Genomic DNA, 20,885 nt, shown 5'->3' on the forward strand with positions numbered 1-20,885 from the left:
GACGGTTAACGAACGTTGACGAACGGAGCCGGCCCCATGGGCGAGCAGCACGCTGTGAAGTTCCCGCAGGAGATCCTCGACGAGTACGCGGCCCTGGGCATCGACCTGCCCAAGCTGTTCTCCGCCGGCCACCTCGGCGAGCGCATGGACATCCGCATCCTGGAGGCCTCACCGCAGCGCCTCGTGGCCACCATGCCCGTCGAGGGCAACACCCAGCCCTACGGACTGCTGCACGGCGGCGCCTCCGCGGTGCTCGCCGAGACCCTCGGCTCCGTCGGCGCGATGCTCCACGGCGGCATCAACAAGATCGCCGTCGGCGTCGACCTGAACTGCACCCACCACCGGGGCGCCCGCTCCGGCCTCGTCACCGGCGTCGCCACCCCGCTCCACCTGGGCCGCTCCACCGCCAGCTACGAGATCGTCATCAGCGACGAGCAGGACCGCCGCGTCTGCACCGCCCGCCTGACCTGCCTGCTGCGCGACGCCGAAGGCACGGGCGGCGTCCCCGCCACCTCCTGACCCACCAGCCCGGCCACGGCGGCGCCCGCCCGCCGGCGAGCAGGAACCGTACGACCAGGGCGCGGGGCCCGTACGACCCGCGCAGCAGGAACCGCACGACCACGACACGGCCCGTACGACCCGCGTACGCCCCCGCACGGCCCCCCGCGGGCCCGGACCGCCCCCGCGCGGTCCGGGCCCGCGGCGTTTCCCGGCCCCGCGCCCCGCGCCCCGTAGCGCCACCACGGGCTCCTCCCCCACGGCCTCCAGGCCCAGCCCGGCCCGGCCCGGCCCGACCCGGTCCGGTCCGGAAAGCGCCCGGAATCCGCCAGTCCGGGAAGATTCCGTGGACGGCTGTTGTGTCACCGATGGTGACGTCCTACCGTCCCTGCATGGGGACCCCGCCACCCGCCTCGGTCCGACCCTCGCTCGCCGCCCTCCTCGTGGCGCTCGCCCTGTCCGGATGCTCCGCTTCCGCCCCCGCCACGCCCCACCGGACGCCAACCCCCGCGCCCAGCCCGTCCTCCCCGGCACAGGTCTGCACGAGCCTCGTGTCCTACTGGGCCAAGGAGACCCTCAAGGGCACCTACTGGTCCGGTCTCGACTGGGAACAGAAGGGCCTGTCCAACCAGCAGTACGAGATCCACGAGGAAGCGGTCGCCGCCGGCCGCGCCGAGGAGCGAACTGCCGGACGGGACAAGGCACTTGAGCTGATCGACCAGCTCGTGGCACGGCGCTGCGCCGCCGCGGACGGCGCCACCTGGAGCTCGGAGAACTGGCGACCCCCGACGTAACGGCGGTGACCGGATTCCCGTACGCGCTGTCCGGCTTCCGGGCACCCGCCCGCGAGGGGCCGAACCGCAGGTCGCACGCCCTTCCAATGGCGCTCCAAGATCCATCACAGGGAAGTGGATCAAGGCCTTTCATTACGCTCCGTAATGCCCACGCCCTACGTAATCGCCCTTTTTCCCCTGCGGAATACCACCCGGTGGAGGCTTTCGGACACAGCCAGCGACATTTGAGCGAAATTGATCAATGACAGGACCATGGAGGCCTCAAGCCCCTTAGAGAAACGGGGAATTCTCAGCATGTGGTCACCCGCCGACGTCACTAAAAGTCCGTTCTGTCCTCACTCCCGCCACACATTCTTGGCCTTGGCATAACAAGAGCGTCACATCCTCCTTTCTCCGCTCCCCGCATTCACCACCTCGGGCCTAGAGTCACGGCCAGTCACCGCGCCGCAAAGGCGCGACTCAGCACGGCCGTGGACATCCCAGTGCGGCCCGGCGACCCATCGGCACCTCTACACATGAGGCGGCCGCGCCAGGGAAAGGAAGAATCGTGCGACACCGTTCTTTGCTCGTCCTCACCACCGTGATCACCACGGGAGCACTGACCCTCACCGCCTGCGGATCGCGCGATGAGGCGAAGACCGGGGACAAGTCCGACGGCAAGAAGACCGTCGTCGTCATCGGCGTGGACGCCCCGCTCACCGGCTCGCTCTCCGCGCTCGGCCAGGGCATCAAGAACTCGGTCGACCTCGCGGCCAAGACGGCCAACAAGAACAACGAGGTCCCGGGCATCGAGTTCAAGGTCGAAGCCCTCGACGACCAGGCCGTTCCCGCCTCCGGCCAGGCCAACGCCACCAAGCTCGTCGGCAACAAGGACGTCGTCGGCGTCGTCGGCCCCCTGAACTCGGGCGTCGCCCAGCAGATGCAGGGCGTCTTCGCCTCCGCCAACCTGGCGCAGGTCTCCCCCGCCAACACCAACCCGGCGCTCAGCCAGGGCGACAGCTGGGGCAAGGGCGAGTACAAGCGCCCCTTCAAGACCTACTTCCGCACCGCCGCCACCGACGTGGTCCAGGGCAAGTTCGCCGCCCAGTACCTCTTCAAGGACGCCGGCAAGAAGAAGGTCTTCGTCGTCGACGACAAGCAGACCTACGGCGCCGGCCTCGCCGCGATCTTCTCCGACGAGTTCAAGAAGCTCGGCGGCGAGGTCGTCGGCACCGACCACGTCACCGTGAAGGAGACCGACTTCTCCTCCACCGCCGACAAGGTCAAGTCCTCCGGCGCCGACTCCGTCTACTTCGGCGGCCAGTACCCCGAGGGCGGCCTGCTCGCCGACCAGATCAAGAAGACCGGCGCCAACATCCCGCTCATGGGCGGCGACGGCATCCAGGACCCCGCCTTCATCTCCGCCTCCGGTGAGGCCAACGAGGGCGACCTCGCCACCTCCATCGGCTACCCGGTCGAGAAGCTCCCCACCGCCAAGACCTTCATCGCCGACTACCAGGCCGGCGGCTACAAGGACCCGTACGCGGCCTACGGCGGCTACTCCTACGACGCCGGCTGGTCCGTCGTCCAGGCCGTCAAGGCCGTCGTCGCCGCCAACAGCGGCAAGCTCCCCGACGACGCCCGCGCCAAGGTCGTCGAGGCCCTCTCCAAGGTCTCCTTCGAAGGCGTGACCGGCAAGGTCGCCTTCGACGAGTACGGCGACACCACCAACAAGCAGCTCACGGTCTACAAGGTCGAGGGCGGCAAGTGGGTCGACGTCAAGAGCGACACCTTCAACCAGTAATCCCCTAGCACCACCACGCACCACCAGCACCACCTGAACCACACCACCGCGCGAGGGCGCAACAGCGCCCTCGCGCGGAGTCTTATCCGACACGCTCATCGGAGGCCCTGCGGTGCACGAACTGCCGCAACAGCTGGCCAACGGCCTTGCCCTCGGTGCCCTTTATGGCCTCATCGCCATCGGGTACACCATGGTCTACGGCATCGTCCAGCTCATCAACTTCGCCCACGGCGAGATCTTCATGATCGGCGGCTTCGGCGCGCTCACCGCCTACGCCGCCCTCCCGACCGGCACCTCCCTGCTGATCGCGATACCCATCATGATCGTCGGAGGCGCACTCGCCTCCGTCGCCGTAGCCACCGCAGCCGAACGCTTCGCGTACCGCCCCCTGCGCAGCGCACCCCGGCTCGCCCCGCTCATCACCGCAATCGGCCTCTCGATCGCGCTCCAGCAGCTCGTCTGGCAGTTCTACCCGGATGCCAAGAAGGCCGTCAGCTTCCCCGAATTCAAGGGCGCAGCCTTCAAGATCACCGACAGCCTCGCCATCCAGCGCGCGGACGCCTTCGTCCTCATCCTCGCCCCGCTCTGCATGCTCGCCCTCGGCGTCTTCGTCCAGAAGAGCCGCAGCGGCCGCGCCATGCAGGCCACCGCGCAGGACCCCGACACCGCGAAGCTGATGGGCATCAACACCGACCGCATCATCGTCATGGCCTTCGCCATCGGTGCCGCGTTCGCCGCCGTCGCCGCCGTCGCCTACGGCCTCGACAAGGGCCAGATCAACTTCGAAATGGGCTTCATCCTCGGCCTCAAGGCGTTCACCGCGGCCGTCCTCGGCGGCATCGGCAACATCTACGGAGCCATGGTCGGCGGCGTCGTCCTCGGCCTCGCCGAAGCCCTGTCGATCGCATACATCGAAGACATCCCCGGCATGTCGCAGCTCGGCGGTGGAGCCTGGTCCAACGTCTGGGCGTTCGTACTCCTCATCGTCGTCCTCCTCGTGCGGCCACAAGGCCTGCTCGGTGAGCGCGTCGCGGATCGGGCGTGAGAACCATGACCACCAACACCACTCCCCAGACCGACGCGGTCAAGCAGGCACCCCGCCCCACCGCACTGCTCTACGCGGTCATCGGCGGCAGCCTCCTCACCATCGTCAGCGCCTTCCTCGCCTGGACCTGGACCGATGAGTTCCCCGGCGACCTCACCTACTACGGCAGCCCGGCGCCCATCCAGTTCCTGAGCCTCGTCGCCGCCCTCCTCACCGCCGCCCACGCGCTCTCCGCGCTCGGCGTCAAGGGCCTGCGCTGGCTCACCCCCACCGGCGCCCGCAAGCCCGTGTGGATCCTCTCCCTCGGCACCCTCGCCGGCACCTGGTTCACCGTCCTCGCCATCGTGTGGGTCCTCGGCGGCGTCGTCCACCTGGAGCCCGGCGCCTACGTCGCCCTCGTCGGCTCGCTCATCCCGGCCCTCGCCGCGTACAAGCTCCCCGACGACAGCCACAAGGCGGCCCCCGCCAAGAAGCTGCCCTCCTGGGCCGAGATCGTCATCATCGCGGCCGCCTTCGCCGTCGGCCTCTTCGTGATCACCTTCGGCATCGACACCGACGACAAAGAGCCTCAGCTCTTCGTCACCTACCTGATCATCATCGGCTTCGCGGCCACCGCCCTGCTCAAGTCCGGCCTCTTCGACCGGCTCGGCCTCCTCACCGCGAACAACCGCCAGGTCACCCTCATCGGCACCGCGGCCGCCGCGATCGCCTTCCCGTTCATCCAGCAGAGCGGCGACACCTACACGCTCATCGCGGTCAACATCCTGATCTTCGCGACCGTCGCCCTCGGCCTCAACGTCGTCGTCGGCCTCGCGGGACTCCTCGACCTCGGTTACGTCGCCTTCCTCGGCGTCGGCGCCTACGCCGCCGCCCTGGTCTCCGGAAGCACCGCCTCCGCCTTCGGCTTCCAGCTCCCCTTCTGGGCAGCGGTCATCGTCGGCGCCCTCGCCTCGCTCATCTTCGGCGTGGTCATCGGAGCACCCACCCTCCGCCTGCGCGGCGACTACCTCGCCATCGTCACCCTCGGCTTCGGAGAAATCTTCCGCATCGCCATGGGCAACCTCGACGGCACCTCGGGCCCCGACATCACCAACGGCCCCAACGGCATCCCCAACATCCCCCACCTCGAACTCTTCGGGTGGAACTTCGGGGAGTCGCACAACGTCGGCGGCATCGTCCTCGGCGCCTACGCCAACTACTACTTCCTGATGCTGCTCGTCATGGCGCTGGTCATCCTGGTCTTCGCCCGCGCCGGCAACAGCCGCATCGGCCGCGCCTGGGTCGCCATCCGCGAAGACGAGACCGCCGCCGAAGCCATGGGCATCAACGGCTTCAAGGTCAAGCTCATCGCCTTCGCCCTCGGCGCCACCCTCGCCGGCCTCGCCGGCACCGTCCAGGCACACGTCAACAGCACGGTCGTCCCCGAGAACTACGTCTTCGCCGGGCCCGTCCCGCCGAACTCCGCGTTCCTCCTCGCCGCCGTCATCCTCGGCGGCATGGGCACCATCCGCGGCCCCATCCTCGGCGCCGCACTGCTCTTCCTGATCCCCGCGAAGCTGGCCTTCCTCCAGGACTACCAGCTCCTCGCGTTCGGCATCGCCCTCATCCTCCTCATGCGCTTCCGCCCCGAAGGCCTCATCGCCAACAAGCGCGCGCAGCTTGAGTTCCACGACGACACCGCTGACCAGGCCCCCACGGACCTGGCCACCGCCAAGGCGGGGGCGTGAACACCATGACCACCACGGACACCACCACCACGACGAAGACCACCGTCCTCGAAGCCAGCGGCGTCACCATGCGCTTCGGCGGCCTCACCGCCGTCAAGGGCGTCGACCTCAAGGTCAACGCCGGCGAGATCGTCGGCCTCATCGGCCCCAACGGCGCCGGCAAGACCACCTTCTTCAACTGCCTCACCGGGCTGTACGTCCCCACCGAGGGCACCGTCAGCTACAAGGGCACCGTCCTGCCGCCCACACCCCACAAGGTCACCGCGGCAGGCGTCGCCCGCACCTTCCAGAACATCCGGCTCTTCCACAACATGACCGTGCTGGAGAACGTCCTCGTCGGACGCCACACCCGCACCAAGGAAGGCCTCTGGTCCGCCCTCCTGCGCGGCCCCGGCTTCAAGAAGGCCGAAGCCGCCAGCGAAGCGCGCGCCATGGAACTCCTGCAGTTCATCGGGCTGGAGAAGAAGGCGCAGCACCTCGCCAAGAACCTCCCCTACGGCGAACAGCGCAAGCTCGAAATCGCCCGCGCCCTCGCCAGCGACCCCGGCCTCATCCTCCTGGACGAGCCGACCGCCGGCATGAACCCGCAGGAAACCCGCGCCGCCGAAGAGCTCATCTTCGCCATCCGCGACATGGGCATCGCCGTACTCGTCATCGAGCACGACATGCGGTTCATCTTCAACCTCTGCGACCGCGTCGCCTGCCTGGTCCAGGGCGAGAAGCTCATCGAAGGCACCGCCGCCGAAGTCCAGGGCGACGAGCGCGTCATCGCCGCCTACCTCGGCGAACCCTTCGAAGGCGACCCGGGCGCCGCGGAAGCCGCCGCCGTCGAAGCGGCCGAGCAGAACGCCGCCGCAGCCGCCGAAGCCGAGCCGGCGCCCGCCGCCGCCGAAGCCGAGCCGGAGCCGGAGGCCGCCGAGGCCGAGCCGGAGGCCGCAGCCGCCGAGGCCGAAGCCGAAGCCGAGCCGGAGGCCGCAGCCGCCGAGGCCGAGGCCGAGCCGGAGGCCGCAGCCGCCGCCGTCGAGGCCGAGCCGGAGGCCGAAGCCGCCGCCGTCGAGGCCGAGCCGGAGGCCGAAGCCGCCGCCGTCGAGGCCGAGCCGGAGGCCGAAGCCGCCGCCGTCGAGGCCGAGCCGGAGACGGAGACCACCGCCGCAGCCGAGGCGGAGCCGGAGACCACCGAAGCCGACACGGCCACGGAACCCTCCACCGAGGAAGCCACCACGGAGCCGGACGACACCACCCCCGGCACCGGCACCACCAGCACCACCAGCACGGAAGGAGAGGCCAAATGACCGCACTGCTCAAGGTCGAAGACCTCAAGGTCGCCTACGGCAAGATCGAAGCCGTCAAGGGAATCTCCTTCGAAGTCAACGAAGGCGAAATCGTCTGCCTCGTCGGCACCAACGGCGCCGGCAAGACCACCACCCTGCGCACCCTCTCCGGGCTCCTCAAGCCCGCCGGCGGAACCATCACCTTCGACGGCAAGCCGCTCGCACAGGTCCCCGCCCACAAGATCGTCTCCCTGGGCCTCGCCCACTCCCCCGAGGGACGCCACATCTTCCCCCGGCTGACGATCACCGAAAACCTCCAGCTCGGCGCCTTCCTCCGCACCGACAAAGAGGGAATCGAAAAAGACGTCCAGCGCGCCTACGAGATGTTCCCCATCCTGGGCGAACGCCGCAAGCAGGCCGCCGGCACCCTCTCGGGCGGCGAACAGCAGATGCTCGCCATGGGCCGCGCGCTCATGTCCCGCCCCAAGCTGCTCATGCTGGACGAGCCCTCCATGGGCCTCTCCCCCCTCATGATGCAGAAGATCATGGCGACCATCGCCGAACTCAAGGCCACGGGCACCACCATCCTGCTCGTCGAGCAGAACGCCCAGGCGGCGCTCTCCCTCGCCGACCAGGCCCACGTCATGGAGATCGGCAAGATCGTCCTCTCCGGCACCGGCCAGGACCTCCTCCACAACGAGGACGTCCGCAAGGCCTACCTCGGCGAAGACTGATCCCACATCACGCGTGAGGCCCGCCACCGGAACCCGGTGGCGGGCCTCACGCGTTACCGGGCCACTCAGCCCTTCGCGGCGTTCTTCTTCTCCTCGGCGTCCTCGATGACCGCCTCCGCGACCTGCTGCATCGACATGCGCCGGTCCATCGACGTCTTCTGGATCCACCGGAACGCCGCCGGCTCCGTCAGCCCGTACTGCGTCTGCAGAATGCTCTTCGCACGGTCCACCAGCTTGCGCGTCTCCAGCCGGAGGGAAAGGTCCGCGACCTCCTTCTCCAGCGCCCGCAGCTCCGCGAACCGCGACACCGCCATCTCGATGGCCGGCACCACGTCGCTCTTGCTGAACGGCTTCACCAGGTACGCCATGGCCCCGGCGTCCCGCGCCCGCTCGACCAGGTCGCGCTGCGAGAACGCGGTCAGCATCAGGACCGGGGCGATGGACTCCTCCGCGATCTTCTCGGCGGCGGAGATCCCGTCCAGGACGGGCATCTTCACGTCCAGGATCACCAGGTCCGGGCGGTGCTCCCGGGCCAGCTCGACGGCCGTCTGCCCGTCTCCGGCCTCACCGACGACGGAGTACCCCTCCTCTTCGAGCATCTCCTTGAGGTCGAGACGGATGAGCGCCTCGTCCTCGGCGATGACGACCCGCGTCGTCAGCGGCGGAACGTGCGACTGGTCGGCGTCGGGCGTGGGCGTCGACTCGTGCTCGGCGGTCACGGATGGCTCCTCGTTGCGGGGCATTACAGCTCCCCTGAGCCTACCCAGCTCCTGTAAGGTGGTGTCCCGCAGGGCTCCCCTGAGCCTTTGTTTCTTAGGCCCCAGTACTCCAACTGGTCAGAGAGGCCGCTCTCAAACAGCGGACAGTGTGGGTTCGAATCCCACCTGGGGCACTTTGCTTCGATTCCATGGTCACGCGCTCATCGCGTGACCATCACTCTTTCCAGCGAAGCCCGCCGAAATGCACCGCGTGAGCGAATTCCACACGGCAGCGTCGAGCGCATGTACGACTTGGCCACCCGCGCCCACGCCCTGAACTTGCTCGCCGAGGGGCGCAGCATGAACTCCGTCAGCAAGGAGACCGGGATATCCCGCTCCGCCATCCGGGCATGGCGATCCCGGGTGGAACCCCTCCCCCGGTTGCTCAACCAGGCCGCACCGTGCGCGGCGCCCACCGATAGAGCCTCGTACGCGTACCTCCTGGGCCTCTACCTCGGCGACGGCTGCATCAGCCCGCACCCCCGGGGTGGACATCACCTCCGGATCGCTTGCGCGGACGCCTGGCCCGGCCTCATCGAGCAGTGCCGCGCCGCGATCACCGCTGTACGGCCTCACGACAAGGTGTACCTGCTGCAGAAGCAGGGCTGCGTGGCCGTCACCAGCTACGGGCGGCACTGGACCTGCCTGTTTCCGCAGCACGGGCCCGGCAGGAAGCACGAACGGCGGATCGTCCTCGAAGGCTGGCAGCAGGAGATCGTGGACGCGCACCCCTGGGCGTTCCTGCGGGGGCTGATCCATTCCGACGGGTGTCGGATCACCAACTGGACCGTCCGCAACGGCAAGCGCTACGAGTACCCGCGGTACTTCTTCACCAACAAGTCCGATGACATCCGTCGCCTCTGTACGGACACGCTGACCAAGGTCGGCGTCGAGTGGACCGTCCTCGCGCGCGGCGTGGACCCCTTCAACGTGTCCATCGCCCGTAAGGCGTCGGTCGCGCTGATGGACGCGCACATCGGGCCGAAGTACTGAGGTCCCGGGGGTGGCCGCGTCGGGCGGGGTGGGGCCCGACGCGGTGGGTGCCGGGGGTCAGTGGACGGGGTCGCCGATGTGGTGGATGCGGACGAGGTTGGTCTTGCCGGTGACGCCGGGGGGTGAGCCGGCGGTGATGACGACGATGTCGCCGGGTCCGCAGCGGCCGATGCGCAGGAGTTCTTCTTCGACTTGGGCGACCATGGCGTCGGTGGAGTCGACGTGGGGGCCGAGGAAGGTTTCGACGCCCCAGGTGAGGTTGAGCTGGGAGCGGGTGGCGGGGTCGGGGGTGAAGGCGAGGAGGGGGATGGGTGAGCGGTAGCGGGAGAGTCGGCGGACGGTGTCTCCGCTCTGGGTGAAGGCGACGAGGAATTTGGCTTCGAGGAAGTCGCCCATTTCGGCGGCGGCGCGGGCGACGGCTCCGCCTTGGGTGCGGGGTTTGTTGCGGTCGGTGAGGGGTGGGAGGCCCTGGGCGAGGATGTCTTCTTCGGCGGCTTCGACGATGCGGGACATGGTTTTGACGGTTTCGACGGGGTATTTGCCGACGCTGGTTTCGCCGGAGAGCATGACGGCGTCGGTGCCGTCGATGATGGCGTTGGCGACGTCGGATGCTTCGGCTCGGGTGGGGCGGGAGTTTTCGATCATCGAGTCGAGCATCTGGGTGGCGACGATGACGGGTTTGGCGTTGCGCTTGGCGAGTTTGACGGCTCGCTTTTGGACGATGGGGACTTGTTCGAGGGGCATTTCGACGCCGAGGTCGCCGCGGGCGACCATGATGCCGTCGAAGGCGGCGACGATTTCGTCGATGTTCTCGACGGCTTGAGGCTTTTCGATCTTGGCGATGACGGGGAGGCGGCGGCCTTCTTCGTCCATGACGCGGTGGACGTCTTCGATGTCGCGGCCGCTGCGGACGAAGGAGAGGGCGATGACGTCGGCGCCGGTGCGCAGGGCCCAGCGGAGGTCTTCGATGTCCTTGTCGGAGAGGGCGGGGACGGAGACGGCGACTCCGGGGAGGTTGAGTCCCTTGTGGTCGGAGACCATGCCGCCTTCGATGACGGTGGTGCGGACGTGGGGGCCTTCGACGGCGGTGACTTGGAGGGTGACGCGGCCGTCGTCGACGAGGATGCGTTCGCCGGGGGTGACGTCGGTGGCGAGGCCCGGGTAGGTGGTGCCGCAGGTGTGGCGGTCGCCTTCGTGGTGTTCGGTGGTGATGGTGAACTCGTCGCCGCGTTCAAGGAGTACGGGGCCTTCGTGGAAGCGGCCGAGTCGGATCTTCGGGCCTTGAAGGTCGGCGAGGATGCCGACGCTGCGGCCGGTTTCGTCGGATGCCTTGCGCACGCGTTGGTAGCGCTCCTCGTGTTCGGCGTAGGTGCCGTGGCTGAGGTTGAGGCGGGCGATGTCCATTCCGGCTTCGACCAGGGCTTTGATCTGGTCGTATGAGTCGGTGGCGGGGCCCAGGGTACATACGATTTTCGCTCGGCGCATGGGGCGAGGGTATGCCCCTACCAGGCAGTAGGAAATTGGTTCCGGGTGTCCGCTCAACGACCTTTGGGCGAAAGGTTGTTGACAATTGTTGAATGTGCATGGGGGTGCTCTGATGAGCACCCCCGGAGTGTGAATTCGTGGGGGTTTCAGAGCTCGGGAGGGGTCATGGTGAACCGTGCGTTGACTTGTGCGTAGACGGTCTGGCGTTGGGGTTCGAGGTCGAGGGGCGGGGCGCCGGCGTCTTCGGAGGTACTGAAGGCCATGGTGCGCATGGAGCCGGGGGCGGCTTGGGTGAAGGGGGCGGCGTTCTCGGCTCCGAGGTCGGCGAGTTCGACGAGGGCGGCGAGGCGGGCGCCGAGGGCTTCGGCGTATTCGCGGGCGCGCTGGACGGCTTCGAGTACGGCTTGGCGGCGGGCTTGGCCGTGGGCGGGTGAGGTGGGGCGCAGGGCCCACCAGGGGCCGTCGACCTGGGTGAGTTCGAGGTCGGCGAGGCGGGTGGTGAGTTCACCCAGAGCGGTGAAGTCGTTGAGTTCGGCGGTGATGTGCACTCGTCCGTGGTAGGCGCGGATGCGTTCGCCGCGGCCGTGGCGGGTGAGTTCGGGGGTGATGGAGAAGGAGCCGGTTTCGAGTTTTTCGACGGGTTCGCCGTAGCTCTTGATGAGTTCGAGTACGGAGTTGTTGCGGCGGGTGAGGTCTTCGAGGGCGGTGCGGCGGTCGGTGCCGCGGGCGCTGACGCTGATCCCGATGCGGGCGATCTCGGGGTCGACTTCGATCCGGGCTTCGCCGCGGACTGCGACGCGGGGTACTTCGGGGGTTCCGTAGGGCTGGTGCGCTGCGTCCTGAGTCATGTCTTCACTGTCGCACTGCCGTCTGTGGGGGTCGGGGTCATCGGATCGAAACCTGTTGGGGGTGTTGCTGCTTGTTACTCGTGGGTCAGAATCTACGCGCGTTGTTCAGGCCTCAAACAGGGGAGATGGCATGGCGTTCGACCGCAGGGCTTTTCTGGGGACCACGGCTGCGACGGGTGCGGCCGTGGCGTTGGCGGGGGCCACGAGCTCCCCGGCCGCCGCGCACTCGGAGTCGCGGCCGCGGACGTACTCGTTCACGGTGATGGGTACGACCGATCTGCATGGGAATGTCTTTAACTGGGACTATTTCACGGACAAGGAGTTCGACGACAAGGCGCACAATGACGTCGGTCTGGCGAAGATCTCGACGCTGGTGAACCAGGTGCGGGCGGAGAAGGGGCGGCGCAATACGCTGCTGATCGATGCCGGTGACACGATCCAGGGCACGCAGTTGTCGTACTACTACGCGAAGGTGGATCCGATCACCGCGCGGCGGGGTCCGGTGCACCCGATGGCGCAGGCGATGAACGCGATCGGGTATGACGCGGCGGCGCTGGGGAACCACGAGTTCAACTACGGCATTCCGGTGTTGCGGAAGTTCGAGGAGCAGTGTGATTTCCCGCTGCTGGGGGCGAACGCGCTGGATGCGAAGACGCTGCGGCCGGCGTTCCCTCCGTACAGCATGCACTGCTTGCGGACGCCGTTCGGGCGGGATGTGAAGGTGGCGGTGCTGGGGCTGACGAACCCGGGGATCGCGATCTGGGACAAGGCGAACGTGCAGGGGAAGATGACGTTCCCGGGTCTGGAGGAGCAGGCGGCGAAGTACGTGCCGCGGCTGCGGGCGCTGGGTGCGGACGTGGTGATCGTGTCGGCGCATTCGGGATCGAGCGGTACGTCGAGCTACGGGGACCAGTTGCCGTACGTCGAGAACGCGGCGGGGCTGGTGGCGGAGCAGGTGCCGGGGATCGACGCGATTCTGGTGGGGCACGCGCATACGGAGATCCCGGAGTACCGGGTGAAGAACAAGGCGACCGGCAAGGACGTGGTGCTGTCGGAGCCGCTCAAGTGGGGTCAGCGTCTTACGCTGTTCGACTTCGAGCTGACGTGGTCGAAGGGCTGCTGGTCGGTGGCGAAGGTGTCGGCGAAGGTGCTGAATTCGAACGCGGTGGCGGAGGATCCGAAGATCACGCGGCTGTTGTCCGATGAGCACCGCAAGGTCGTGGCGTACGTGAACCAGGTGATCGGGACGTCTACGCAGGCGATGTCGTCGGCTGAGGGTCCGGTCAAGGACGTGGCGATCATCGATCTGATCAACCATGTGCAGGCGGAGACGGTGAAGGGGGCGCTGGCGGGTACGGAGTGGGCGGCGCTGCCGGTGCTGTCGCAGGCTTCGTGTTTCTCGCGGACGGCGTCGATTCCGGCGGGGCAGGTCACGATCAAGGATGCGGCGGGGCTGTATCCGTTCGAGAACACGCTGGAGGCGCGGCTGCTGACGGGTGCGCAGCTGAAGGATTATCTGGAGTTCTCGGCGCGGTATTTCGTGCGGACGGCGCCGGGTGATGTGGTGGATCCGGCGAAGCTGACGAACGCGGAGAGCATTCCGGATTACAACTATGACGCGGTGTACGGGCTGGTGTACGACATTGATGTCGCGCAGCCGGTGGGGTCGCGGATCACGGGGTTGTCGTTCCAGGGGAAGGCGGTGGATCCGGCGGCGCGGTTCGTGTTCGCGGTGAACAATTACCGGGCGTCGGGTGGGGGCAACTTCCCGCACGTGGCGCAGGCGAAGCAGTTGTGGTCGAACTCGGAGGAGATCCGGAACACGATCATCGGTTGGGTGAAGGCGAAGGGGACGGTGGATCCGGCGCAGTTCGCTTCGGTGGACTGGCGTCTGACGCGGGCTGGGGTTGCGGTGTTCTAGGCGGTGGGGGTGGCCGGCCGTGGCGTGTGGCGGCCGGCCACCCTTGTTGGTGCGGGTTCGGTCAGCTTCGTGCGCCGGCGCGGCGCATCCGGGCGGCGAGCAGCGCTCCGGCGCCGGCGATGAGCGCGGTGCCCGCGCCGCCGGCGATCAGGGTGGTGTTGTCGCCCGCGCCCGTGGTGGCGAGGGGGGTGCCGTTGTGGCCCTGGGCGGCGACGGCGGTGTTGCCGGTGCCGGTGGTCGTGCCGGTGCCAGTGCCCGTTCCGGTGCCGGTACCGCTGCCGGTGCCCGTGGTCTTGCCGCCGGTTCCGGTGCCCGTTCCGGTGCCGTTGCCCTGCTCCTGGCCGTCCTTGCCGGGGGCGGGCTTCTCCTTGTCCTTGGCCGCCTGGTCCTTGGCGCGGGCCTCGTGCTGGCCCGTCTTGAGGAACTGGGTGCGGTCGGCGGGGGTGCCGGCGAGGGCGGCGCGGCCCGCCTTGAGGAGTTCGGGACCGCCACCGCCGATGATCTGGGCGATGGTGACGCGGTTGTCCTGGTCGCGCAGTTGGTACTGGGTCACTTCCAGGAAGTGGCGCAGTTCGGCCGGGGTGGGCGATCCCCTCATGAGTTTGCCGATCGCCTCGCTGAGGCCGGGGCCGGCCCCGCCTTCGTCGATGCGGGCCAGTTCGACGAGGTCGTCGGAGGCCTGGGCGCGGTAGCGGCCGGTCTTCAGGAACTCGGCGCGGCCGGCGGGGCTGCTTTCGAGTGCCTTCTTGGCGGCTTCCTTGACGGCCGGGCTGCCGGTGCCGATGAGGCGGGAGATGGCGACCTTGTTGTCGTCGTCGCGCAGCTCGTGCTGGGTCACCTCGTAGAAGTGGCGCAGCTGTTCGGCTTTGGTCGCACTGTCGAGGATCTCGTTGATGCCCCTCTTGAGGCCGGGGCCCGCGTCGGGGAGGAGCCGGAGGAGCACGATGCGGTAGTCGTCGACGCGGATCCTGTGCTGGTCGGTCTCGATGAACTTGCGCATGGCCTGCGGGCCGTCGGCGATGGCCTTGCGGCCGGCTTCCTTCATGTCCTCGCTGGCCATCGGGTGGTTGATGATCGCGAGGATGGTGGTGCGGTCCTCTTCGGCCTGGCCGGGCGCGGTCCGGTCCGGCGTGGTCGGTGCCGGCTGGTTGCCTGGGGCCGGGGCGTCGGGGCCGGCGGCGAACGCCGGTGACGCGATGAGGACGGCCGGAGCAAGGGCAGCGGTGGTCACCGCTGCGGCGATCCGGGAAAACTTCACAGACAAAACCCCCTGGAAACGTTTCTTCGTCAGAAGAGACGTTCGGCCTGCGGGGATGGTTGTACCGGGTGCGGCCCCGCCCCTGTGGCGGCTTCGACGCGCTCAGGGGTGGGGTGTCGTTTTCCTCGCGGGTGATGCGGCGGCCTCTCAGGGGTGGTCGGCGAGGGGGCGGAGTTCGCCTGCCGGGTGGGGGCGGGTGTGTTCGCGCTGGTCGAGGCCGAAGGTGGTGAAGGCGGTGCGGGCGGGCTGGGGGTAGGGGTCTTTGCCGGTGAGGGTGTTGAGGATGGCGGCGCTGCGCCAGGCGGCGAGGCCGAGGTCGGGGGCGCCGACGCCGTGGCTGTGGCGTTCGCCGTTCTGGACGAAGACGCTGCCGGTGACGGCGGGGTCGAGGATCATGCGGTAGCGGTCGTCGATGCGGGGGCGGCCCTCGGAGTCCTTGCGCAGGTAGGGGTCGAGTCCGGCGAGGAGGCGGCCGAGGGGGCGTTCGCGGTAGCCGGTGGCGAGGATGACGGCGTCGGTGGTGAGGCGGGTGCGGGTGCCCTGTTCGGTGTGTTCGAGGTGGAGTTCGACTTTGGTGGTGGCGACGCGGCCGGCGGTGCGGACGGTGACTCCGGGGGTGAGGACGGTGTCGGGCCAGCCGCCTTCGAGGGTGCGGCGGTAGAGCTCTTCGTGGATGGCGGCGATGGTGCCGGCGTCGATGCCCTTGTGGAGTTGCCATTGGGCGGGGACGAGCCGGTTGCGGACGTGTTCGGGCAGGGAGTGGAAGTACCGGCTGTAGTCGGGGGTGAAGTGTTCGAGGCCGAGCTTGGAGTACTCCATGGGGGCGAAGGAGGGGGTGCGGGCGAGCCAGGTGAGGCGTTCGCGGCCGAGGGGGCGGGTGCGGAGCAGGTCGAGGAAGATCTCGGCGCCCGACTGGCCGGATCCGATGATGGTGACGTGTTCGGCGCCGAGGACGCGTGCGCGGTTGTCGAGGTATTCGGCGGAGTGGATGACGGGAACGGTGGGGGCTTCGGCGAGGGGGCGCAGGGGTTCGGGGATGTGGGGGGCGGTGCCGATGCCGAGGGCGAGGTTGCGGGTGTAGGTGCGGCCGAGGGCTTCGGCTTCGCCGTCGGTGTCGAGCTGGGTGTAGTCGACTTCGAAGAGGTCGCGTTCGGGGTTCCAGCGGACGGCGTCGACCTGGTGGCCGAAGTGGAGTCCGGGGAGGCGGCCGGCGACCCAGCGGCAGTAGGCGTCGTATTCGGCGCGCTGGATGTGGAACTGCTCGGCGAAGTAGAAGGGGAAGAGCCGTTCCTTGTGCTTGAGGTAGTTGAGGAAGCTCCAGGGGCTGGCGGGGTCGGCGAGGGTGACGAGGTCGGCGAGGAAGGGGACTTGGAGGGTGGCGCCTTCGATGAGGAGTCCGGGGTGCCAGCGGAAGTCGCGGCGCTGGTCGTAGAAGACGGTGGCGAGTTCGCCGGCTCCTTGTTGGGGCAGGCCCTGGGCGAGGGCGGCGAGGGAGAGGTTGAAGGGGCCGATGCCGATTCCGACGAGGTCTTGGGGGGCGTCGAGTTGGGCGGTCATGGCTGGGTTCTGCCTTCCAGGAGGGTGACGAGGGTGTCCAGGTCGCCGGCCGTGGTGTGGGGGTTGAGGAGGGTGGCTTTGAGCCAGAGGCGGCCGTCGGCGGTGGCGCGGCCGAGTACGGCGCTGCCGTCGAGGAGGAGGGTGCGGCGCAGGGTGGCGAGCTGGTCGTCGTCCGTGGGGGTGGGGCGGAAGAGGACGATGGTGAGGGTGGGGGCCGAGTGGAGTTCGAAGCGGGGGTGGGCGTCGAGGAGTTCGGCGAGGTGCTGGGCGGCGGCGCAGGTGTGGTCGATGAGGCGGGTGAGGCCGTCGCGGCCGAGGGAGCGGAGCGTGGCGGCGATTTTGAGGGCGTCGGGGCGGCGGGTGGTGCGCAGGGAGCGGCCGAGGAGGTCGGGGAGGCCGGCTTCCGTGTCGTCGGTGGCGTTGAGGTAGTCGGCCTGGTGGGCGAGGGGGGCGAGCAGGGCGGTGTCGGGAACGGCGATCAGGCCTGCTGCGACGGGTTGCCAGCCGAGTTTGTGCAGGTCGAGGGTGATGGAGTGGGCGCGGTGCAGGCCCTGGAGCTTGTGGCGGTGGCGGGGGCTGAGGCTGAGGAGGCCGCCGTAGGCGGCGTCGATGTGGAGTTCGGCGCGGTGGTGGTCGCAGAGGTCGGCGATGGCGTCGAGGGGGTCGATGAGTCCGGCGTCGGTGGTTCCGGCGGTGGCGGTGACGAGGACGGGGCGGGGGGTGCGGGCGAGGGCCTCGTCGAGGCGGGCGGGGTCGAGGGTGCCGGTGGGGGTGGGGAGGGATTGGGCGGGGGGCAGGCCGAGGAGCCAGGCGGCGCGGGGGACGGAGTGGTGGGCGTTGGCTCCGTGCAGGACGGTGAGGCGGGGGCCGTGGCGTTCGCGGGCGAGGAGCACGGCGAGCTGGTTGGCTTCGGTGCCGCCGGTGGTGACGAGGGCGTCGGCGTGGGGGGTGCCGTAGAGCTCGGTGGCGAGGGTGCGGGTGAGGAGGGCCTCGATGGCGGAGGCGGCGGGGGCCTGGTCCCAGGAGTCGAGGGAGGGGTTGAGGGCGCTGACGGCGAGGTCGGCGGCGGCCGCGACGGCGAGGGGCGGGCAGTGCAGGTGGGCGGCGCAGAGGGGGTCGGCGGGGTCCGCGGCGCCGGCGGCGAGGGTGTGCACGAGGGTCCGGAGCGCCTCGTGATCGCCGGTTCCGTGTTCGGGCAGTACGTCGCCCAGCGCGGCGGTGACGCGGGCGGCGACGGCGTCGGGGCCGCCGGCGGGAAGGGGGCCGCGGCGGGCGGCGGTGCCGGTGCGGAGCGCGTCGAGGACGGTGTCGAGGAGGGGCCGCAGCGCGTCGGCGCCGCCGGGGCCACCGGCGAGCGGGGGCAGCGGGGCGGGGGTGGCGGGGGTACCGGGGGGCGCGTTCATGCGGGGTCCTCGCGGGTGCGTGGCGGCGGTGCCGTGCGGGTGTCCGGCGGCCGGTGCGGTTCCGTACGGCGGCGCCGGGGCCGGGCTCCCGAGGGGTACAACGATCAGACCCGAATGGGGTAACCGCCGGGGTTCGTCCACGCTCCCCGCCGGGCGCGCGCCCAAGCCCACCCGCCGCCCGCGCCGGCCCTCGCCCGGCCCCGCCGGGACCGAGCCCGAGGCCGCTGCGGCCCGGGCCCGGGGGCGGAGGGTGCGCCCGGGCTCGGGGTGGCGGGGGCGGGGTGGTCAGGGGGTGCGGATGTGGAGGGCGCGGGAGAGGTCGTCCAGCTGGTCGACGAGTTTGCGGCGCAGGGACGGCTGGATGTCGGGGTGTTCCAGGCAGGCGCGGCCGGCTGTGAGGGTGTCCTCTTCGATGGCGTAGCCGGGGAAGGCCCAGTGGCCGGCGGCCTGGCCGATGGCGGGGCCGCGGCGGGCGGCGAGGGCGACGGCGTCCGGGTAGTAGCGGGGCACGTAGTCCCGTACGAGTTCGGCCTGTTCGGGCTGCCAGAAGCCTTGGGCGACGGCCTTGAAGAGGTAGTTGGACAGGGTGTCGTCGTGGAACATGCGCTGCCAGGCGGCGGCCTTGGCCTCGGCGGTGGGCAGGGCGGCGCGGCAGCGGGCGGCGCCTTCCTCGCCGGTGGCGCTGGGGTCGGCGGCGAGGGCGGCGTCGATCTCGGGTTCGCCGGCGGCGCCGAGTACGCAGAGCCGGGCGAGGATGCGCCAGCGCAGTTCGGGGTCGAGTTCGGGGCCGCCGGCGACGGTGCCGTCGGCGAGCCAGCCGAGGAGGGTGTCGGGCTGGGTGGCGCTGTCGACGAAGACGCGTACTGCGGTGAGCCGCATGCCGGGGTCGGAGCCGTCCTCGGTGCGCCGTAGCAGGGCTCGGGTGGTGCCGGTGAGGGTGGCGAGGGCGGCGGTGCGCTGCTCGGGGGTGACGTAGCGCAGGGCGATGTGTTCGCGGGCGAAGGCGAGGACGCCTTGGACGACGGCGAGGTCGCTTTCGCCGGGGAGGTGGGCTTCGACGGCGTTGAGGTAGGTGGCGGGGGCGAGTTCGCCGTCGCGGACCATGTCGCGCAGGGAGTTCCACACGACGGCGCGGGTGAGCGGGTCGGGGATGCGGGACAGGGAGCTCAGGGCGGTGGCCACGGAGGTGTCGTCGAGGCGGACCTTGGCGTAGGTGAGGTCGCCGTCGTTGAGGAGGAGGAGTGCGGGGCGGGGGCCGCTGACGGAGACGACCTCGTCGGTGGGGAGGTCGAGGGTGAGGGGCTCGCGGGCTTCGAGGGTGTCGTCGGGGTGGCGGTCGTAGGCGCCGACGGCGATGTGGTGGGGGCGGGTGCCGGCGTGGTCGACGGTGAGGGTCCAGCCGGCGGGGCCGTCGGTGCTGTCCTGGATGCGCGGGGTGAGGGTGTCGGCGCCGGTGGTGCGCAGCCAGATGTCGGCCCAGGCGTGGACGTCGCGGTCGGTGTGGGCGGCGAGGGAGTCGACGAAGTCGGCGAGGGAGGCGTTGGCGAACTTGTGGCGGGTGAAGTGGGTGTTGATGCCGGCGAGGAAGTCCTTCTCGCCGAGCCAGGCGACGAGTTGGCGCAGGGCGGAGGCGCCCTTGGCGTAGGAGATGCCGTCGAAGTTGAGGAGGGCGGAGGCGGTGTCGGGGACGGCGTCGGCGTCGGGGGCGACGGGGTGGGTGGAGGGCCGTTGGTCGGCGTCGTAGCCCCAGGGCTTGCGTTCCATGCCGAATTCGGTCCAGGTGCCGGTGAAGCGGGTGGCTTCGGTGAGGGTCTGGTAGCCCATGTACTCGGCGAAGGACTCGTTGAGCCAGATGTCGTCCCACCAGCGCAGGGTGACGAGGTCGCCGAACCACATGTGGGCCATTTCGTGGGCGATGACCATGGCGCGGCGCTGGCGTTCGGTGTCGGTGACGGCGGAGCGGAAGACGTATTCGTCGCGGAAGGTGACGAGGCCGGGGTTTTCCATGGCGCCCGCGTTGAATTCGGGGACGAAGGCCTGGTCGTAGGAGTCGAAGGGGTAGGGCTCGGAGAACTTCTCGTGGTAGCGGTCGTAGCAGGCGGTGGTGAGGGAGAGGATTTCGTCGGCGTCGGCGTCGAGGTGGGGGGCGAGGGAGCGGCGGCAGTGGATGCCGAAGGGCAGTCCGGCGTGCTGGGTGTGGATGCTGTGCCAGGGGCCGGCGGCGACGGCGGCGAGGTAGGTGGAGATGACGGGCGTCGGGGCGGACTTCCAGATTCCGGCGCCGTCGTCCTCGCGGCGGCCGGTGAGTTCGGTGATGCCGTTGGCGAGGACGGTCCAGTGGGCGGGGGCGGTGACGGTGAACTCGAAGACGGCCTTGAGGTCGGGCTGGTCGAAGGCCGCGAAGACGCGCTGGATGTCTTCCATGAACATCTGGGAGTAGACGTACGTCTCCCCGTCCGCGGGGTCGGTGAAGCGGTGCAGGCCTTCGCCGGTGCGGGAGTAGCGCATCCGGGTGTCGACGCGCAGCTCGTGGGGGCCTTCGGTCAGGCCGGTGAGGGGGAGGCGGTTGCCGTCGAGGCCGGCGGGGTCGAGGGGGCGGCCGTCGAGTTCGGCGGAGCGCAGTTCGTCCGGTTTGAGCTCCACGAAGGTGTCGGTGGCGTCGGCGCGGACGCCGAAGCGGATGACGACGGTGGAGTCGAAGGTGTCGTCGCCGACGGTGAGGTCGAGGGCGACGGCGTAGTGGTGGACGTCGAGTGCCTGGGCTCGGAGCTGCGCTTCGGTGCGTGTCAGTGCGGACATGGGGCCCATGC

Annotated in this window: 16 protein-coding genes and 1 tRNA gene; 10 read left to right on the forward strand and 7 right to left on the reverse strand. The window is 69.5% G+C overall.

The genetic code is table 11. From position 1 onward, the window contains the following. Positions 1-36 precede the first annotated feature (36 nt). From EES41_RS10795 to EES41_RS10825, 7 genes are all read left to right on the forward strand, one after another. Entirely contained in the window at positions 37-519 is a 483-nt protein-coding gene (locus tag EES41_RS10795) for a hotdog fold thioesterase (RefSeq protein ID WP_123077605.1), read from the forward strand. Positions 520-890: 371 nt separating this feature from the next. After that, positions 891-1,292 (forward strand): hypothetical protein, encoded by a 402-nt coding sequence (locus EES41_RS10800; RefSeq protein WP_254211402.1) that lies wholly within the window; start codon positions 891-893, stop codon positions 1,290-1,292. Positions 1,293-1,839: 547 nt separating this feature from the next. Next, a complete protein-coding gene (locus EES41_RS10805; protein ID WP_123077609.1) occupies positions 1,840-3,075 on the forward strand; it encodes a branched-chain amino acid ABC transporter substrate-binding protein in 1,236 nt (411 codons plus the stop codon). A 112-nt stretch (positions 3,076-3,187) separates the two neighbouring features. After that, the gene (locus EES41_RS10810; protein WP_008741124.1) at positions 3,188-4,120 is read left to right on the forward strand and encodes a branched-chain amino acid ABC transporter permease; all 933 of its coding nucleotides are present in this window, start codon (positions 3,188-3,190) and stop codon (positions 4,118-4,120) included. A gap of 5 nt (positions 4,121-4,125) precedes the next feature. Then, complete coding sequence (locus EES41_RS10815; RefSeq protein WP_250569753.1) at positions 4,126-5,847, forward strand: branched-chain amino acid ABC transporter permease; 1,722 nt, start codon at positions 4,126-4,128, stop codon at positions 5,845-5,847. A 5-nt stretch (positions 5,848-5,852) separates the two neighbouring features. Next, positions 5,853-7,139, forward strand: coding sequence for an ABC transporter ATP-binding protein (locus EES41_RS10820; protein WP_254211749.1), 1,287 nt, complete (start codon positions 5,853-5,855; stop codon positions 7,137-7,139). Continuing rightward, positions 7,136-7,852 (forward strand): ABC transporter ATP-binding protein, encoded by a 717-nt coding sequence (locus EES41_RS10825; protein WP_123077613.1) that lies wholly within the window; start codon positions 7,136-7,138, stop codon positions 7,850-7,852. The genes EES41_RS10820 and EES41_RS10825 overlap by 4 nt, the downstream gene beginning before the upstream one ends. 65 nt (positions 7,853-7,917) lie before the next feature. Here EES41_RS10825 and EES41_RS10830 read toward each other — a convergent pair whose 3' ends face one another. Then, complete coding sequence (locus EES41_RS10830; RefSeq protein WP_008744043.1) at positions 7,918-8,571, reverse strand: ANTAR domain-containing response regulator; 654 nt, start codon at positions 8,569-8,571, stop codon at positions 7,918-7,920. Positions 8,572-8,669: 98 nt separating this feature from the next. Between EES41_RS10830 and EES41_RS10835 the strand changes: the two genes are divergently transcribed. Beyond that, positions 8,670-8,744 (forward strand) — tRNA-Leu (locus EES41_RS10835). Positions 8,745-8,853: 109 nt separating this feature from the next. Next, on the forward strand, positions 8,854-9,603 hold the full coding sequence (locus tag EES41_RS10840; protein WP_123077615.1) for a helix-turn-helix domain-containing protein: 750 nt from the start codon (positions 8,854-8,856) through the stop codon (positions 9,601-9,603). Positions 9,604-9,660: 57 nt separating this feature from the next. On the opposite strand, the gene pyk is transcribed toward EES41_RS10840, so the two are convergent. Beyond that, positions 9,661-11,088 (reverse strand): pyruvate kinase, encoded by a 1,428-nt coding sequence (pyk, locus tag EES41_RS10845; RefSeq protein ID WP_123077617.1) that lies wholly within the window; start codon positions 11,086-11,088, stop codon positions 9,661-9,663. A 146-nt stretch (positions 11,089-11,234) separates the two neighbouring features. Continuing rightward, a complete protein-coding gene (locus EES41_RS10850) occupies positions 11,235-11,936 on the reverse strand; it encodes an SIMPL domain-containing protein (protein ID WP_123077619.1) in 702 nt (233 codons plus the stop codon). Positions 11,937-12,066: 130 nt separating this feature from the next. Between EES41_RS10850 and EES41_RS10855 the strand changes: the two genes are divergently transcribed. Beyond that, positions 12,067-13,857, forward strand: a complete 1,791-nt coding sequence (locus tag EES41_RS10855; protein WP_123077621.1) for a bifunctional UDP-sugar hydrolase/5'-nucleotidase — start codon at positions 12,067-12,069, stop codon at positions 13,855-13,857. A 61-nt stretch (positions 13,858-13,918) separates the two neighbouring features. Here the strand turns inward: EES41_RS10855 and EES41_RS10860 are convergent, their stop codons facing one another. The 4 genes from EES41_RS10860 to pepN form a co-directional block, all read right to left on the reverse strand. Beyond that, positions 13,919-15,115: an ALF repeat-containing protein gene (locus tag EES41_RS10860; protein WP_164495804.1), complete on the reverse strand. Its 1,197-nt coding sequence runs from the start codon at positions 15,113-15,115 to the stop codon at positions 13,919-13,921. A 147-nt stretch (positions 15,116-15,262) separates the two neighbouring features. After that, on the reverse strand, positions 15,263-16,672 hold the full coding sequence (locus EES41_RS10865) for a lysine N(6)-hydroxylase/L-ornithine N(5)-oxygenase family protein (RefSeq protein WP_123077625.1): 1,410 nt from the start codon (positions 16,670-16,672) through the stop codon (positions 15,263-15,265). Next, complete coding sequence (locus tag EES41_RS10870; RefSeq protein WP_123077627.1) at positions 16,669-18,075, reverse strand: aminotransferase class V-fold PLP-dependent enzyme; 1,407 nt, start codon at positions 18,073-18,075, stop codon at positions 16,669-16,671. The genes EES41_RS10865 and EES41_RS10870 overlap by 4 nt, the downstream gene beginning before the upstream one ends. Before the next feature lie 285 nt (positions 18,076-18,360). Next, positions 18,361-20,874 carry an aminopeptidase N gene (gene pepN / locus EES41_RS10875; RefSeq protein WP_123077629.1) on the reverse strand — a complete coding sequence of 838 codons (2,514 nt, stop codon included), beginning with the start codon at positions 20,872-20,874 and terminating at the stop codon, positions 18,361-18,363. Between the last annotated feature and the right edge of the window lie 11 nt (positions 20,875-20,885).

Origin of the sequence: Streptomyces sp. ADI95-16, from assembly GCF_003721495.1 — a bacterium.
Classification (GTDB): Bacteria; Actinomycetota; Actinomycetes; order Streptomycetales; family Streptomycetaceae; genus Streptomyces; species Streptomyces goshikiensis.

Excerpts from the sequence above, each read along its gene's own strand:
- EES41_RS10815 (WP_250569753.1), top strand. The coding sequence starts at position 4,126 with ATGACCACCAACACCACTCCCCAGACCGACGCGGTCAAGCAGGCACCC.
- pepN (WP_123077629.1), bottom strand. The coding sequence starts at position 20,874 with ATGTCCGCACTGACACGCACCGAAGCGCAGCTCCGAGCCCAGGCACTC.
- EES41_RS10825 (WP_123077613.1), top strand. The coding sequence starts at position 7,136 with ATGACCGCACTGCTCAAGGTCGAAGACCTCAAGGTCGCCTACGGCAAG.
- EES41_RS10820 (WP_254211749.1), top strand. The coding sequence starts at position 5,853 with ATGACCACCACGGACACCACCACCACGACGAAGACCACCGTCCTCGAA.
- EES41_RS10800 (WP_254211402.1), top strand. The coding sequence starts at position 891 with ATGGGGACCCCGCCACCCGCCTCGGTCCGACCCTCGCTCGCCGCCCTC.
- pyk (WP_123077617.1), bottom strand. The coding sequence starts at position 11,088 with ATGCGCCGAGCGAAAATCGTATGTACCCTGGGCCCCGCCACCGACTCA.
- EES41_RS10870 (WP_123077627.1), bottom strand. The coding sequence starts at position 18,075 with ATGAACGCGCCCCCCGGTACCCCCGCCACCCCCGCCCCGCTGCCCCCG.
- EES41_RS10850 (WP_123077619.1), bottom strand. The coding sequence starts at position 11,936 with ATGACTCAGGACGCAGCGCACCAGCCCTACGGAACCCCCGAAGTACCC.
- EES41_RS10840 (WP_123077615.1), top strand. The coding sequence starts at position 8,854 with ATGTACGACTTGGCCACCCGCGCCCACGCCCTGAACTTGCTCGCCGAG.
- EES41_RS10865 (WP_123077625.1), bottom strand. The coding sequence starts at position 16,672 with ATGACCGCCCAACTCGACGCCCCCCAAGACCTCGTCGGAATCGGCATC.
- EES41_RS10795 (WP_123077605.1), top strand. The coding sequence starts at position 37 with ATGGGCGAGCAGCACGCTGTGAAGTTCCCGCAGGAGATCCTCGACGAG.
- EES41_RS10855 (WP_123077621.1), top strand. The coding sequence starts at position 12,067 with ATGGCGTTCGACCGCAGGGCTTTTCTGGGGACCACGGCTGCGACGGGT.